Below are 14,340 nucleotides of genomic sequence, written 5' to 3' on the forward strand. Positions count from 1 at the left end.
ATGCCTAGAATAATACGTAGTGCAAAACACAGGAGGGGCCGGTATGAGGGAGATAAAAAAGAATATTTTTCTGGAAACCATTCCGTACGAGAACCGCCATATGAGTCCCCGCAACCTTTATATTATCCGTGGAGAAGACCGCAGCCTGATGGTCGATACTTCCAATAATACGGAGCGGGACTGGAATATTTTAAAGGGCATGGCCGATGCCCTTGGAATCGATTATAAAAAGCTGGACATTTTCATTACCCATGAGCATCCGGACCACACAGGCCTGGTCCCAAGATTACAGGCACTTGGTGCCCGGGCGTTCATGAACCCGGATGAGACCAGAAAACGGGTAGACCTTTTGCACAGCTATCTGGCTGATGAGCATGCCCGGATCGAGAATCTGCGTATTGTCGGTGTTACGAAAGAGGAAACGCCGGAGGTATACGACACGTTCATGGAATACACCACAAAGGCGTATGCATCCATGGAAATCCCGCCGGAGCTTCAGTTTATTCCCATCCATCCGGGTGAGATGCTTTCTTATGGCGGGTATTGTTTCCAGGTTGTGCTCTTAAAAGGACATACCTTCGGGCAGTGTGGGCTTTATGAGCCGGAAAAAAAGCTGATGTTTGTGGGGGACCAGATCATGACCACCATTGTCCCGATCGTTGGTACCCAGGAGACGGACCTTGGGATGCTCAAATGTTATCTGGACTCCCTTAGTGAGCTAAAGCATAAGTACCGGGATTGTTATTTTCTTCCCTGCCATTATGGGGAGATCAAAGATATTGAAAAAGAGGTAAACCGGATCATTTTCGGTTACATGGACAAATGTGAGAGCATGAAGCATGTACTGGAGGAGGCTGGTACGGCCCTGACGACCCGCGACATCAGCGTGCGGACGTACGGGAGAAGCCAGGGACCGCCAGATTATGCACATTTTGCTTCCTGCACCCAGATCTGGGCCAAGACCTTTTCCTGCATGGAATATATGATGGGAGAGGGCTTCATTGAGCGCTCGGAACGCGATGGCATCATATACTGGAAGGCAATCTGACCGGAAAACCGGTTTCCGGTGTGGACGGAGTACCGCTTCCAAGTGAAGGGGCACAATTCGTCAGATCCTTCTCGGGCAATCGCTTCCAAGTGAAGGTTCACATGGATGACCGCAGCTCGTTCCAGACCTGGTTAAAATAGCCGGAAAATTCCGGGGCGTTTCTGCGCTTTAAGGGACTGTCGTACTGGTCACTGAAGGATAAGGGAATCTCTGCCCTGATCCGTCCGGGCCTTGCGGAGAGGACCAGCACGCGGTCAGCAGTGCTGATGGCTTCTGCAAGGTCATGGGTGATCAGTATGGCAGTCTTTTTTGTGTCCCGGATGATCGAGGCAATGTCATCGCAGACAGAAAGCCTGGTCTGGTAATCGAGGGCGGAAAAGGGCTCATCCAAAAGCAGCAGGTCCGGCTTTAGGATCAGGGTACGGATGAGTGCAGCCCGCTGGCGCATGCCGCCGGAAAGCTCAGAGGGTTTTGCGTGCGCGAATGCAGTAAGACCGTAGCTTTCCAGCATTTCATCCAGCTCCTGCAGGGTTTCCTTATTTTTCTGGTGGCGGATCTCCAGCCCCAGAGCGGCATTTTCCCGTATGGAGCGCCATTCAAAGAGGTGGTCCCGCTGCAGCATATAGCCGATCCCGGAGCGCGCCTCCCTGATCGGGGTATCTTCTATATAAATGCTTCCTTCCTCCGGGGAGAGCAGCCCGGACAGGAGATTGAGCAGTGTGGATTTGCCGCAGCCGGATGGACCGACGATGGCGAGAAATTCACCGGGGCTTACGGTGAAGGAAATATCGGAAAGGGCGGGGGTAGCTCCGCTTAAGGTGTGATACGAGTAGCTGATCCCGCATGCTTTTAAGAGGGGTTCCATGGCTGGTCCTCCTTCCATTTATATTTTATAATATGAAGAAAATGCAATACGGTTCCTTTGCGGGCTTTCCCTGTGATAAAAATTTCCATGTTATTATTTCTATATTATTCCATTTTATTGGCACAAAAGCCCTTGCATTTCCGAAAAACAGGTGCTATAATAACAACGATAACATGATAATCTGACAGTCTGAGAGTGGGCATACGTCCACTCTCAATTTTTTGCCAGAGCGCGGTGATGCCGGAATGCGCAGTTTGCACAGGTACTTTTGGTATGGCTGGAAGACAAGAGGCAGCTGCCCATCAGTCTGAATGGCAAAGAATGATCTGCAAACAGCGGATTGTCAGTGCATGACGTGAAGAGAGGTGACAATCATGACAAGAAGAGAAGAATACGAATCCAAAACAGAAGCATTCCTGCTTCCGGTTCTTGCAGAGCACAATTTTGAACTCTGGGATGTGGAATATGTAAAGGAAGCCGGCACCTGGTATCTGCGTGCCTACATTGACAAAGAGGGCGGCATTGCGGTAGACGACTGTGAGGTCATCAGCCGTATTTTGAGTGACTGGCTTGACCAGACCGATTTCATCGAGGACAGCTACATTCTGGAGGTCAGCTCCCCGGGACTTGGCCGTCCGCTGAAGAAGGAGCGTGACTTTGAGCGCAGCCTGGGCGAGGAAGTAGAAATCCGTCTTTACAAGGCCCAGAACAAACAGAAAGAATTTACCGGAATCTTAAAAGCATACGATAAAGAAACTGTGACCATCGAAACGGCAGAGGGCGAACTGGTATTTGAACGTCCGGACATTGCACTGATCCGGCTGGCGTTTGATTTTTAAACAGAAGGATTTTAGGAGGATAAAACCATGAATAAGGAATTAATCGAGGCATTAAACCTGCTGGAAAAGGAAAAAAACATCAGCAAGGCTACCCTGCTTGAAGCAATCGAGAACTCTCTGCTGACTGCCTGCAAGAACCATTTCGGCAAAGCAGATAACATCAAAGTAAACATCAACCCGGAGACCGGTGATTTCTCTGTATACGCAGAGAAAGAGGTTGTGGAAGAGGTAGAAGATCCGTTAACCCAGATCAGCTACGCAGAAGCAAGACTGAAAAACCCGAAGTTCTTCTTAGGTGATATCATCAACTGCCCGATCGAGTCTAAGTCCTTCGGACGTATTGCTACCCAGAACGCAAAGAACGTCATCCTGCAGAAAATCCGCGAGGAAGAGCGCAGCATGCAGTTCAACGAGTGGTATCAGAAAGAGAAAGATGTGGTAACCGGTATCGTGCAGCGTTACCTTGGCAAGAATGTCAGCATCAACTTAGGAAAGGTTGACGCGATCTTAAACGAGGCTGAGCAGGTAAAGGGCGAGGTATTTAAGCCGACCGAGCGTATCAAAGTGTATGTCCTGGAAGTTAAGGACACCCCGAAGGGACCGCGTATCTCTGTATCCCGCACTCATCCGGACCTGGTAAAGCGCCTGTTCGAGGAAGAGGTTACCGAGGTAAAAGACGGCACCGTTGAGATCAAGGCAATCGCCCGTGAGGCAGGCTCCAGAACCAAGATCGCTGTATGCTCCAACGACCCGAACGTAGATCCGGTTGGCGCATGTGTCGGCATGAATGGTGCCCGTGTCAACTCCATCGTAAACGAGCTGCGCGGTGAGAAGATTGATATCATCACCTGGGATGAGAACCCGGCATTCATGATCGAGAACGCACTTAGCCCGGCAAAGGTCATCTGCGTTGTTGCAGACGAAGAGAGCAAAGAGGCACAGGTTATCGTTCCGGATTACCAGCTTTCCCTGGCAATCGGTAAAGAGGGACAGAATGCAAGACTGGCAGCACGTCTGACCGGTTACAAGATCGATATCAAGAGTGAGACTCAGGCAAGAGAGCTGGGCCTGTTCGAGGAAATGGGAATCGACTATCAGGAAGAGGGTGTCTATGACAACCTGGATGCTGATTTCGAAGTATCCGCTACCGATGATTATTCAGAGAACAAAGAAGAGTTCTAAACGCAAAAACAGACTGGGCGTGTAACGGAAAGTTACCGGACAGTTACCGGACAGTTACCTGTAAGACTGGAACAAGATTGGAATAGGAAGTGAGCAATTGGTGAATGCGAAGAAATTTCCGCAGAGACAGTGTATCGGCTGCGGCGAAATGAAAAACAAAAAAGAAATGATCCGTATACTGAAGACACCGGAAGGGGAATTCGTAGTCGATGCGACCGGACGAAAGAACGGGCGCGGCGCTTACATCTGCCCGTCTATGGACTGCTTCAAAAAAGCAGTAAAGGGAAAAGGGCTGGAGCGTTCTTTCAAGATGGCAATTCCAAAAGAGGTGTACGAGACACTGGAAAAGGAGATGGAACAGCTTGGATAACAGACAGAAAATCCTGAACCTGGTCGGACTGGCAACCAAGGCCGGGAAGACTGCAAGCGGAGAATTCTCTACGGAGAAAGCCGTAAAGAGCGGAAAAGCCCACCTGGTCATCGTATCAGAGGAGGCTTCCGACAACACGAAAAAAATGTTTACCAATATGTGTACTTACTATAAAGTCCCCATCTTGTTTTTAGGCGGAAAAGAGGAACTTGGGCATTCCATGGGCAAGCAGATGCGTGCATCGTTAGCCGTTGTGGATGCAGGACTGGCAAAGGCAATCGTGAAACAAATGAATATAATCGGAGGTAGTGAGTATGAGAGTAAATGAACTGGCAAAAGAGCTGGGGAAGACCAGCAAAGACGTATTAGATGTGTTACAGAAGAACCATCAGGATGTAACATCCCATTCATCCAATGTAAGTGATGCACAGGTCAGCATGGTAAAGAAGGCTCTGGGCGGATCTGAGCAGAAGGCTGAGGGTGCAGCACCGAAGAAGAAGCTGGCAGCGGTATACCGTCCGCAGAATTCCCAGCAGAGACCGGCACAGCCGAAGCAGGCAGCACGCCCGCAGGCACAGAGCACAGCTGCACAGGCGCAGCAGGCAGCAGCACCACAGGCAAGCAAACCGGCAGAGGGACAGCAGGCAAGACCGGCACAGACCGCAGAAAACCGTGACAACAACCGTCAGGGCGGCTTTAACGGAAACCGCGATAACAACCGTCAGGGTGGTTTTAACGGAAACCGCGATAACAACCGTCAGGGTGGTTTTAATGGAAACCGCGACAACAACCGTCAGGGTGGTTTTAACGGAAACCGCGACAACAACCGTCAGGGTGGTTTTAACGGAAACCGCGACAACAACCGCCAGGGCGGCTTTAACGGAAACCGCGACAACAACCGTCAGGGCGGCTTTAACGGAAACCGCGACAACAACCGCCAGGGCGGCTTTGGCGGAAACCGTGACAACAACCGCCAGGGTGGCTTCGGTGGAAACCGCGATAACAACCGCCAGGGTGGCTTTGGTGGAAACCGCGAGGGCGGCTTTAACCGTGATAACAACCGTCAGGGCGGCGGCTTTGGCGGCAACAGAGACAACCGTCAGGGCGGCGGCTTCGGTGGCAACAGAGACAACCGCCAGGGCGGCGGCTTCGGTGGAAACCGCGATAACCGCCAGGGTGGCTTTGGCGGAAACCGTCAGGGCGGTGCAGGAAGACCGGGTCAGAGAGACGGCGGCTCCAAGAACTATGATACCCCGATCCAGACCAAGCCAACCAACAACCGTCAGCAGACCAACAATGCACACAAGAAAGATAAATACGATAAGACCAGAATGATGGAAGACGGACCAAGAAACAAGAATGGCAAGGTTTCCAAGCATCCGTTCATCATGCCGCAGAAGCCGGTTGAGGAGAAGGTAGAGGAGACCGTAAAGGTAATTACCATTCCTGATGTTCTGACCATCAAGGAGCTGGCTGACAAGATGAAGCTGCAGCCGTCTGCAATCGTTAAGAAGCTGTTCTTACAGGGCAAGATCGTAACCTTAAACTCCGAGATTGACTTCGAGCAGGCTGAGGAGATCGCAGTAGAGTACGATGTTCTCTGCGAGAAAGAGGAGAAGGTCGATGTCATCGCTGAGCTCTTAAAAGAGGACGAGGAGAACGAGGAAGATATGGTTTCCAGACCGCCGGTAGTCTGCGTTATGGGACACGTTGACCATGGTAAAACTTCCCTGCTTGACGCGATCCGTCAGACGAACGTTACCTCCCGCGAGGCAGGCGGCATCACCCAGCACATCGGTGCTTACACGGTAGATGTACGTGGACAGCAGATCACCTTCCTGGATACCCCGGGACATGAAGCATTCACCGCAATGCGTATGCGTGGTGCTCAGTCTACCGATATCGCGATCCTGGTTGTAGCAGCAGACGATGGCGTTATGCCGCAGACCGTTGAGGCAATTAACCATGCAAAAGCTGCAGGCGTTGACATCATTGTTGCCATCAACAAGATTGATAAGCCATCTGCAAACGTAGACCGCGTAAAGCAGGAGCTGGCTGAGTATGAGCTGATTCCGGAGGACTGGGGCGGAAATACCGTATTCGTACCGGTATCTGCACACACCAAGGAAGGTATTCCGGAACTTCTGGAGATGATCCTTCTGACTGCAGAGGTAAAAGAGTTAAAGGCAAACCCGAACCGCCGCGCAAGAGGTCTTGTCATCGAGGCTGAGCTGGATAAGGGCAAAGGACCGGTTGCTACCATTCTGGTACAGAAAGGTACCCTGCGTGTGGGCGATAACGTAACCGCAGGACCGTGCTATGGTAAAGTCCGTGCAATGATGGACGATAAGGGCCGCAGAGTCAAAGAGGCTGGTCCGTCCATGCCGGTTGAGATCCTCGGCTTAAATGATGTTCCGGGTGCAGGCGACGTGCTGATGGCAACCGAGAACGAGAAAGAGGCAAGAAGCTACGCAGAGACCTTCATCTCTGAGAGCAAGAATAAATTACTGGCAGACACCAAGGCTAAGATTTCCCTGGATGATCTGTTCAGCCAGATCAAGGCTGGTAATGTGAAGGAACTGCCGATCATCGTAAAAGCAGATGTACAGGGTTCCGTAGAGGCAGTAAAACAGAGTCTTGTAAAACTGTCCAACGAGGAAGTTGTAGTCAAAGTCATCCATGGCGGCGTTGGTGCGATCAACGAGTCCGATGTATCCCTGGCATCCGCTTCCAACGCGATCATCATCGGATTTAACGTACGTCCGGATGCTACCGCGAAGTCCATCGCAGACCGCGAGAAGGTAGACCTGCGTCTGTACCGCGTCATCTACCAGGCAATCGAGGATGTCGAGGCAGCTATGAAGGGTATGCTTGACCCGGTATACGAGGAGCAGGTCATCGGTCACGCAGTTGTCCGCCAGACCTTCAAGGCATCCGGCGTTGGTACCATTGCAGGTGCTTATGTTATGGATGGTAAATTCCAGAGAGGATGCTCCTGCCGCATTACCCGTGATGGCGAGCAGATCTTCGACGGTGCGCTTGCTTCCTTAAAGCGTTTCAAGGACGATGTCAAGGAAGTTGCAACCGGTTACGAGTGCGGTCTTGTATTCGAGAAGTTCAACGATATCAAGGAAGACGATATGGTAGAAGCTTACATGATGGTAGAGGTACCGCGCTAGGATTTTAGGATTTGAAAATTTCGTGGCTGTAGTGATATGTCAGGCAGTCATGGATCCCCGAAACTTAAGGAAGGAAGCACTGGCAGTTTTGCCCGGTGCTTCCTTTAAGAGTATTTAGAGAGGAAGAAAAATAATGCGTAAAAACAGCATCAAAAATACAAGAATCAACATGGAAGTGCAGAGAGAACTCAGTGAGATCATCCGCACCGAGATCAAAGATCCGCGTGTAAATGGTGCCATGACTTCTGTTGTGGCAGTAGAGGTTACGCCGGATTTAAAATATTGCAAGGCGTACATCAGCGTACTTGGCGACGAGGAGCGCGCGAAGGATGCCCTGACTGGCTTAAAGAGTGCGGTCGGCTACATCCGCAGAGAGCTGGCACACCGTGTCAACTTAAGAAATACCCCGGAGATCACCTTTGTTCTGGACCAGTCCATCGAGTATGGCGTGAACATGTCCAGACTGATCGACGAGGTCACCAAAGACTTGAAAGACTGAAAGGAGTGACAGTAAATGCAGGAACGCAAACTGATGGAAATGGTGGAAGCCGCAGGCACGATCGCCATTGCCGGTCATGTGAGACCGGACGGAGACTGTGTGGGCTCCTGCCTTGCTGTGTGCAACTATATTACGGAGCAGTATCCGGAAAAGACGGTGGATGTCTATCTGGAGACTCCTCCGGTGAAGTTTTCTTATTTAAAGCAGTTTGAGCGGATCAGTTCCGATTCCAATACCGGAAAACAGTATGAGCTTTGCATCTGCTTAGACAGCGGAGACCGGGAACGCCTCGGAAACAACGTGGTGTATCTGGATACTGCAAAGACCAGCATCTGCATCGATCACCACATTACCAACAAAGGCTATGCTGCAAGCAACTTTGTAAATGCCAGTGCTAGTGCAACCTGTGAATTTTTGTATGATTTTCTGGACGAAGAAAAGATCAGCAAAGAGGTGGCAGAGTGCATCTATACCGGCATCATCCACGATACCAACGTGTTTAAAAACAGCAATACCACCGCAAAGACCATGGAAGTAGCCGGAGTGATGATGGAAAAAGGGATTAACTTCTCTCAGATCATCGACGGCAGCTTTTATAAAAAGACCTATGTGCAGAACCAGATTATGGGACGCGCTGTGCTGGAGAGTGTGCTGTTTTTAGACGGCAAATGCATTTTCAGTGTTGTGCGCAAGCAGGACATGGATTTCTACGGCGTGGAAGCATCCGACCTGGATGGCATTGTCGACCAGCTTCGGGTAACGGACGGTGTAGAGGTGGCCATCTTCCTTCATGAGACGGAGAACCATGTATACAAGGTAAGCATGCGCTCCAACAACTTTGTGAACGTCAGCAAGGTGGCTTCCTTCTTTGGAGGCGGCGGACATGTCCGGGCAGCCGGCTGTACGATGAGCGGAAGCGTGCACGATGTCATCAACAACCTTTCCGCACTGATTGAAAAGCAGATAAAGGAGTACAACGCCTAGTGGACGGAATCATCAATGTATACAAGGAAAAGGGCTTTACCTCCCACGATGTGGTAGCGAAGCTTCGCGGCATCCTGCGCATGAAAAAGATTGGGCACACTGGTACTTTGGACCCGGCAGCGGAAGGGGTACTTCCGGTCTGTTTAGGCAAGGGCACCAGACTTTGCGATATGCTGACCGATAAGACCAAGACCTACCGCACTGTGCTGCTTCTGGGACAGGAGACCGATACCCAGGACACTACAGGAACAGTTCTGGCAGAGTATCCGGTCGAGGTAACCGAAGAAGCCGTGCGGGAGGCAATCTACAGCTTTCTTGGTGACTATATGCAGATCCCGCCGATGTACTCTGCTTTAAAGGTCAACGGGAAAAAGCTTTACGAGCTGGCCCGTCAGGGCAAGGAAGTGGAGCGTCAGCCAAGACCGGTTCAGATTCTGGATATCCAGATCGGGCAGGTGGATCTGCCGCGTGTGACATTTTCCGTGACCTGTTCCAAGGGAACCTACATCCGTACCCTGTGCTACGATATTGGAAGAAAACTGGGCTGCGGCGGCTGCATGGAATCTTTGCTCCGCACCCGCGTGGACCGCTTTAAGCTGGAAGACAGCCTGACCCTGTCCCAGATTGAGAAACTTCGGGATGAAGGACGCGTAGAAGAATACGTGGTCCCGGTAGAAGGCGTATTCCTGGGACTTCCAGCGCTGGTGACAAAACCGGGAGAAGGGGACAAGCTGGTACATAACGGGAATCCGTTTACGGCGGAGCTGGCAGAGGAGATGAAGCATGAAATGCCGGATAAATCTGTGAGCGGAGGAAATTTGGACGCAGAATTATCTGCCTGCTCTGAAAGCGAACATAATTTGGCTGCATCGGCTGCAGACCGCTTCGATGGTGTCCGGGTCTACGACAGTGAGCATCATTTCATTGGCATTTACCGCTACAGCGAAGAAAAACGGCGTTATCAGCCACAGAAAATATTTCTTGGGGGAAACTAGTTATGAAGGTAATTACCGGGACCAGGGAGTTTTGTATCGAGGAACCAACCGTGGTAACCATTGGAAAATTTGACGGGCGGCATCAGGGACACCAGAAGCTGTTAAAAGAAATGCTGCACTTAAAAGCAAGCCGCGGATGGAAGACAGCAGTCTTTACCTTTGACATGGCACCGCTTGGTGTTGTGGAAGGAAAGCGGGCGACGGTTATTACCACCAACGAGGAACGCCGCAACAACATGCAAGTCATGGGTATGGACTATCTGGTGGAGTATCCCTTCAACCGGGAGGTGGCTACCATGTCGCCGGAACGCTTTGTCACGGATGTGCTGGCTGGCCAGATGCACGCAAAGGCAGTGGTTGCCGGCCCGGACTGCAGCTTTGGCTATAAAGGAGCCGGAAACGCAGAGCTCCTTCGCAAGATGGGGCCGGAATACGGGTTCGAGACGATCATCATCGAGAAAAAGCAGGACGAGCACCGGGATATCAGCAGTACCTATGTCCGGGAAGAACTGGACCGCGGCAACATCGAGAAAGCCAATGAGCTTTTAGGTGAGCCTTATGCGATCCACGGAACCGTGGTACATGGAAACCACATCGGCGGCGATGTCCTGGGATTTCCGACTGCCAATATCCTTCCGCCGCCAGAGAAGCATCTGCCGCCGTTTGGCGTGTATGTTTCCCGCGTACTGATCGACGGAACGTTTTATGGCGGGGTCAGCAACATCGGCAGAAAACCTACGATCCAGGGAGAAAATCCGGTCGGGGTAGAAACCTATGTTATGGGACTGGATGAAAATCTGTACGGAAAAAACATTCAGGTCCAGCTTTTAAATTTTGAGCGGCCGGAGCAGAAGTTTGACTCCCTGGAGGCACTCAAAGAGCGGATCGGGAAAGATAAAGAATATGCGGCCGCGTATGTGGCAGCGCATCCGGAAATGTTTGGGACAAAAGCATAATAGAGCGGAAAAGGAGGCATTCCCTGTTTATGGGAATGCCTCCTTTTTCGTGAGATAATAGTAAACCAGAAAATTAGGCTATTAGTGATACAGCCGGTTGTTTTCGTAGATCGGTTCAGAAGTCAGGTTCAGGCCCAGCTTCTTGAAGGTGTTGGTATCAACAGAGGAGAGCATAACAGAGGTGTGAAGCTCGCATCCTCTTAATTTCGGAAGCTGCTCTAATGCAAGCTTTGCGTTCGGATCGGTTGCGGCGCACATGGAGAGGGCAATCAGTACCTCATCGGTGTGCAGACGCGGGTTTTTGCTTCCAAGGTATCCGGTCTTTAATCCCTGGATCGGCTCAATGAAGGTCGGGGAGATTAAGTGGATGTCGTCGGAAATGCCGCCGAGTTCTTTGACTGCGTTTAACAGGACTGCTGCGGAAGCTCCAAGCAGGGCAGTGGTTTTTCCGGTGACGATCTTTCCGTCCGGAAGCTCCATGGCTGCAGTCGGTGCGTTGGTCTCTTTGGCAAGGTTTACAGCAACCGGAACGACACTTCTCATGTCGGTTGTGATCTTAGCCTGCTTCATAAGGAGCTCAATCTTGTAAACCTCGTCCTTGCTGCCCTTGTCTTTTGCCACGCGGTTTAATGCCTGGTAGTAACGGCGGATGATTTCCTGGCGGGATGCCTCCTGGCATGCCTCATCATCGATGATGCAGTTTCCGGCCATATTGACGCCCATGTCAGTCGGGGATTTGTACGGGCAGTAGCCGTAGATGCCCTCGAACATGGCAGCCAGAACCGGATAGATCTCGACGTCACGGTTGTAGTTAACGGTAGTCACGCCGTAAGCCTCTAAGTGGAACGGATCGATCATGTTGACATCGTTTAAATCTGCGGTAGCGGCCTCATATGCCAGGTTGACCGGATGCTTTAACGGGATGTTCCAGATCGGGAAGGTCTCGAATTTTGCGTAGCCAGCCTTGATGCCGCGCTTGTTCTCATGGTAGAGCTGGGAGAGGCAGGTAGCCATTTTTCCGCTTCCAGGTCCCGGTGCGGTGATGATGACAAGCGGCTTGGTGGTTTCGATATAGTCGTTCTTTCCATAGCCCTCGTCGCTTACGATGTGGGCGATGTTGTTCGGGTATCCGTCGATCGGATAATGACGGTATACTTTGATGCCAAGATGCTCAAGCTTTGTCTTAAAGACATCTGCGGAAGGCTGTCCGGTGTAGCGGGTGATAACAACGCTGCCGACATACAGACCCTTGTCGCGGTATTCCTGAATCAGACGGAGAACATCTGCATCATAGGTGATGCCAAGGTCGTGGCGAATCTTGTTTTTCTCAATATCTGCGGCATTGATCGCGATGACGATCTCGGCCTGGTCCGCTAACTGCAGAAGCATTTTCAGCTTACTGTCCGGCGCAAAGCCCGGCAGGACGCGGGAAGCATGGTAGTCGTCAAACAGCTTGCCGCCAAACTCCAGATATAACTTGTCTCCGAACTGGCTGATCCGCTCGCGGATGTGTTCGGACTGCATCTTTAAGTACTTTTGATTGTCAAATCCAATTTTCATAGTAATTAATACCCCTTTCCATGCGAGCTATTGTATCATAGATGCGTCCGTTTTGCACCTGGATTTGTCAAAAAAATAGAATGTGTGTTATAATCGGCTTATACTGTGGGTTTACGTTACTGTACGCGATAGAAATTTCCTGAATCAATGGGTGCGCCACTGGCATCTCACTGATGTCTAACGAAACTGAAAATTCCGTACAGAATTAGAATGCAGGAGAGGAATTACGCGCATGAAAGAAAAACGAAGATGGCTTCTGGCCGGTCTGTTACTGTTTATTTTTGCAATCACGGGATGCAGCTTTCGCCATAATGCTGAGAAAATTGCCACGGCACCTGATCCGATCGTGGTGGGGAACGATGCGCAGGATCAGACGGAAGCGGATGCAGCAGCAGACAGAGCAGGGCAGAATGCAGAAGCCGAAGAACAAAAATTAATATCAGAAATTGAAATTGAATCCAGACCGCACCGGGATGCTATAAAGGCAAAGGGCATTTATATTTCTGCTTATGTGGCAGGAACTCCGGCCATGGTGGATAATCTGCTTCAGGAGTTTGATAAGACCGAGGCCAATGCGCTGGTCATTGATTTTAAGGATGACTTTGGCCGCGTAGTGTGCGAGACGGAGTCTCCGCTCATAAACCAGCTTGGTTCGACGAAGGTTTATATTGAAGATATGGCCGGGCTGATGCAGAAGCTGAAAGAACACAACATCTATACCATTGCGCGGATCCCGGCATTCCGCGATGCGTGGCTTTCTGAGGCACAGCCGGACTGGTGTGTGAAAAAGTCCGATAGAACCGTGTTTAAAGACCGCGATGACCACGCTTGGGTCAATCCTTACAAACAGGAAGCCTGGGATTATCTGACGGAGGTTGCACTGGAAGCGAAAAAGCTGGGATTCGATGAGATCCAGTTTGACTATGTGCGCTTCTGCACGGAAAAAGGCATGCGTGATGCCGTCTTTGATGAGGAAGACACAAAGGGGCGCAGCCGGACGGATATCATTCTAGAGTTTATGGAATACGAGTATGAAAAGCTGAGTGCAGAGGGTCTGTTTGTGTCGGCCGATGTGTTTGGCGCGATCATCAACAGTGATGTGAATGCGGATTCCGTCGGACAGATCTACGGGGAGATGGCGAAGCATCTGGATTATATCAGCCCTATGATCTATCCGTCCCATTATTCAGATGGGAACTATGGGATCGATCACCCGGATATACGTCCGTATGATACTATCTGTGCGGCGCTGACCGAGTCCAGAAAGGAATTATACTTTGCCGGATTAAATGGAGAGCATGTGGCAGAGGTCCGTCCGTGGCTTCAGGATTTTACGGCCAGCTGGCTGAAAAATCATATCCCATATGGCGGGGAGCAGGTGCGTGACCAGATCCGGGCAGTCTATGACTGCGGCTACAACGAGTGGCTTTTGTGGGATGCAGCCTGCACCTACGACTGGGACGGACTCTTAACGCCGGAGGCGGCAGAGGAGGAACAGAAAGCAATCGAAGCTTCCAGAGCCGGGCTTCCGGAGACAACCTATGCTCCGGAAGAAGCCGGGCATGATGCCCTGACGGTGCCGCCTGATGCTAGTGCGCAAACTGGAGCGGAAGAACGGAGCGGAGACGGAGCACAGAGTGGAGGCGAAACACAAAGGGAAAATTCTGCTTCTGCTGGAAAGGCCGGTGCAGTTGGGAATGCTTCTTCTGGCAAAAAAGGAGAAAAGCTGGCTGTCGGGGATTTCCCGGCGGCCCAGGCTCTTTCGGAAGCGCTGGAAACCGTAGAGGAGCCGGGAACTCCGCCGGAGACTGGGACAACACTTCCGCCAACCGTGTAAATAAAGAAAAAAGGCAGGAATCAACT

The 14,340-nt window shown here is 51.1% G+C and carries 13 protein-coding genes; 11 read left to right on the forward strand and 2 right to left on the reverse strand.

What is annotated here, in order from left to right; all coding sequences use genetic code 11:
* Positions 1-43: 43 nt before the first annotated feature.
* Positions 44-1,048, forward strand: coding sequence for an MBL fold metallo-hydrolase (locus DW922_RS11840; RefSeq protein ID WP_118726672.1), 1,005 nt, complete (start codon positions 44-46; stop codon positions 1,046-1,048).
* Positions 1,049-1,145: 97 nt separating this feature from the next.
* Here the strand turns inward: DW922_RS11840 and DW922_RS11845 are convergent, their stop codons facing one another.
* Positions 1,146-1,913, reverse strand: coding sequence for an ATP-binding cassette domain-containing protein (locus DW922_RS11845; protein WP_118726673.1), 768 nt, complete (start codon positions 1,911-1,913; stop codon positions 1,146-1,148).
* Between the two features lie 374 nt (positions 1,914-2,287).
* Between DW922_RS11845 and rimP the strand changes: the two genes are divergently transcribed.
* The 9 genes from rimP to DW922_RS11890 all read left to right on the forward strand — a co-directional run bounded on the left by rimP (position 2,288) and on the right by DW922_RS11890 (position 10,917).
* Positions 2,288-2,752, forward strand: coding sequence for a ribosome maturation factor RimP (gene rimP, locus DW922_RS11850; protein WP_118543777.1), 465 nt, complete (start codon positions 2,288-2,290; stop codon positions 2,750-2,752).
* Positions 2,753-2,779: 27 nt separating this feature from the next.
* Entirely contained in the window at positions 2,780-3,934 is a 1,155-nt protein-coding gene (gene nusA, locus DW922_RS11855; RefSeq protein ID WP_118543778.1) for a transcription termination factor NusA, read from the forward strand.
* A gap of 100 nt (positions 3,935-4,034) precedes the next feature.
* Positions 4,035-4,304: a YlxR family protein gene (locus DW922_RS11860; RefSeq protein ID WP_118531989.1), complete on the forward strand. Its 270-nt coding sequence runs from the start codon at positions 4,035-4,037 to the stop codon at positions 4,302-4,304.
* On the forward strand, positions 4,297-4,632 hold the full coding sequence (locus DW922_RS11865; protein ID WP_118720367.1) for a ribosomal L7Ae/L30e/S12e/Gadd45 family protein: 336 nt from the start codon (positions 4,297-4,299) through the stop codon (positions 4,630-4,632). The genes DW922_RS11860 and DW922_RS11865 overlap by 8 nt, the downstream gene beginning before the upstream one ends.
* Positions 4,619-7,483, forward strand: a complete 2,865-nt coding sequence (gene infB / locus DW922_RS11870; protein ID WP_118726674.1) for a translation initiation factor IF-2 — start codon at positions 4,619-4,621, stop codon at positions 7,481-7,483. Before DW922_RS11865 ends, infB begins: the two co-directional genes overlap by 14 nt.
* Positions 7,484-7,616: 133 nt before the next feature.
* Positions 7,617-7,982, forward strand: a complete 366-nt coding sequence (rbfA, locus tag DW922_RS11875) for a 30S ribosome-binding factor RbfA (RefSeq protein ID WP_118531946.1) — start codon at positions 7,617-7,619, stop codon at positions 7,980-7,982.
* 15 nt (positions 7,983-7,997) lie between these two features.
* Positions 7,998-8,966 carry a bifunctional oligoribonuclease/PAP phosphatase NrnA gene (locus tag DW922_RS11880; protein ID WP_118719794.1) on the forward strand — a complete coding sequence of 323 codons (969 nt, stop codon included), beginning with the start codon at positions 7,998-8,000 and terminating at the stop codon, positions 8,964-8,966.
* Entirely contained in the window at positions 8,966-9,961 is a 996-nt protein-coding gene (gene truB / locus DW922_RS11885; protein WP_118726675.1) for a tRNA pseudouridine(55) synthase TruB, read from the forward strand. Before DW922_RS11880 ends, truB begins: the two co-directional genes overlap by 1 nt.
* 2 nt (positions 9,962-9,963) lie before the next feature.
* Complete coding sequence (locus DW922_RS11890) at positions 9,964-10,917, forward strand: bifunctional riboflavin kinase/FAD synthetase (RefSeq protein WP_118726676.1); 954 nt, start codon at positions 9,964-9,966, stop codon at positions 10,915-10,917.
* A gap of 81 nt (positions 10,918-10,998) precedes the next feature.
* Here DW922_RS11890 and DW922_RS11895 read toward each other — a convergent pair whose 3' ends face one another.
* Positions 10,999-12,477 carry a DUF1846 domain-containing protein gene (locus DW922_RS11895; protein ID WP_118543784.1) on the reverse strand — a complete coding sequence of 493 codons (1,479 nt, stop codon included), beginning with the start codon at positions 12,475-12,477 and terminating at the stop codon, positions 10,999-11,001.
* Between the two features lie 232 nt (positions 12,478-12,709).
* On the opposite strand from DW922_RS11895, the gene DW922_RS11900 reads away from it, so the two are divergent.
* Positions 12,710-14,314 carry a putative glycoside hydrolase gene (locus DW922_RS11900; RefSeq protein WP_118726677.1) on the forward strand — a complete coding sequence of 535 codons (1,605 nt, stop codon included), beginning with the start codon at positions 12,710-12,712 and terminating at the stop codon, positions 14,312-14,314.
* Positions 14,315-14,340 lie beyond the last annotated feature (26 nt).

Origin of the sequence: Clostridium sp. AM42-4, assembly GCF_003480105.1 — a bacterium.
Taxonomy (GTDB): domain Bacteria; phylum Bacillota; class Clostridia; order Lachnospirales; family Lachnospiraceae; genus Brotaphodocola.

Excerpts from the sequence above, each read along its gene's own strand:
- DW922_RS11840 (WP_118726672.1), top strand. The coding sequence starts at position 44 with ATGAGGGAGATAAAAAAGAATATTTTTCTGGAAACCATTCCGTACGAG.
- infB (WP_118726674.1), top strand. The coding sequence starts at position 4,619 with ATGAGAGTAAATGAACTGGCAAAAGAGCTGGGGAAGACCAGCAAAGAC.
- DW922_RS11900 (WP_118726677.1), top strand. The coding sequence starts at position 12,710 with ATGAAAGAAAAACGAAGATGGCTTCTGGCCGGTCTGTTACTGTTTATT.
- DW922_RS11880 (WP_118719794.1), top strand. The coding sequence starts at position 7,998 with ATGCAGGAACGCAAACTGATGGAAATGGTGGAAGCCGCAGGCACGATC.
- rimP (WP_118543777.1), top strand. The coding sequence starts at position 2,288 with ATGACAAGAAGAGAAGAATACGAATCCAAAACAGAAGCATTCCTGCTT.
- nusA (WP_118543778.1), top strand. The coding sequence starts at position 2,780 with ATGAATAAGGAATTAATCGAGGCATTAAACCTGCTGGAAAAGGAAAAA.
- DW922_RS11845 (WP_118726673.1), bottom strand. The coding sequence starts at position 1,913 with ATGGAACCCCTCTTAAAAGCATGCGGGATCAGCTACTCGTATCACACC.
- DW922_RS11890 (WP_118726676.1), top strand. The coding sequence starts at position 9,964 with ATGAAGGTAATTACCGGGACCAGGGAGTTTTGTATCGAGGAACCAACC.
- DW922_RS11895 (WP_118543784.1), bottom strand. The coding sequence starts at position 12,477 with ATGAAAATTGGATTTGACAATCAAAAGTACTTAAAGATGCAGTCCGAA.
- rbfA (WP_118531946.1), top strand. The coding sequence starts at position 7,617 with ATGCGTAAAAACAGCATCAAAAATACAAGAATCAACATGGAAGTGCAG.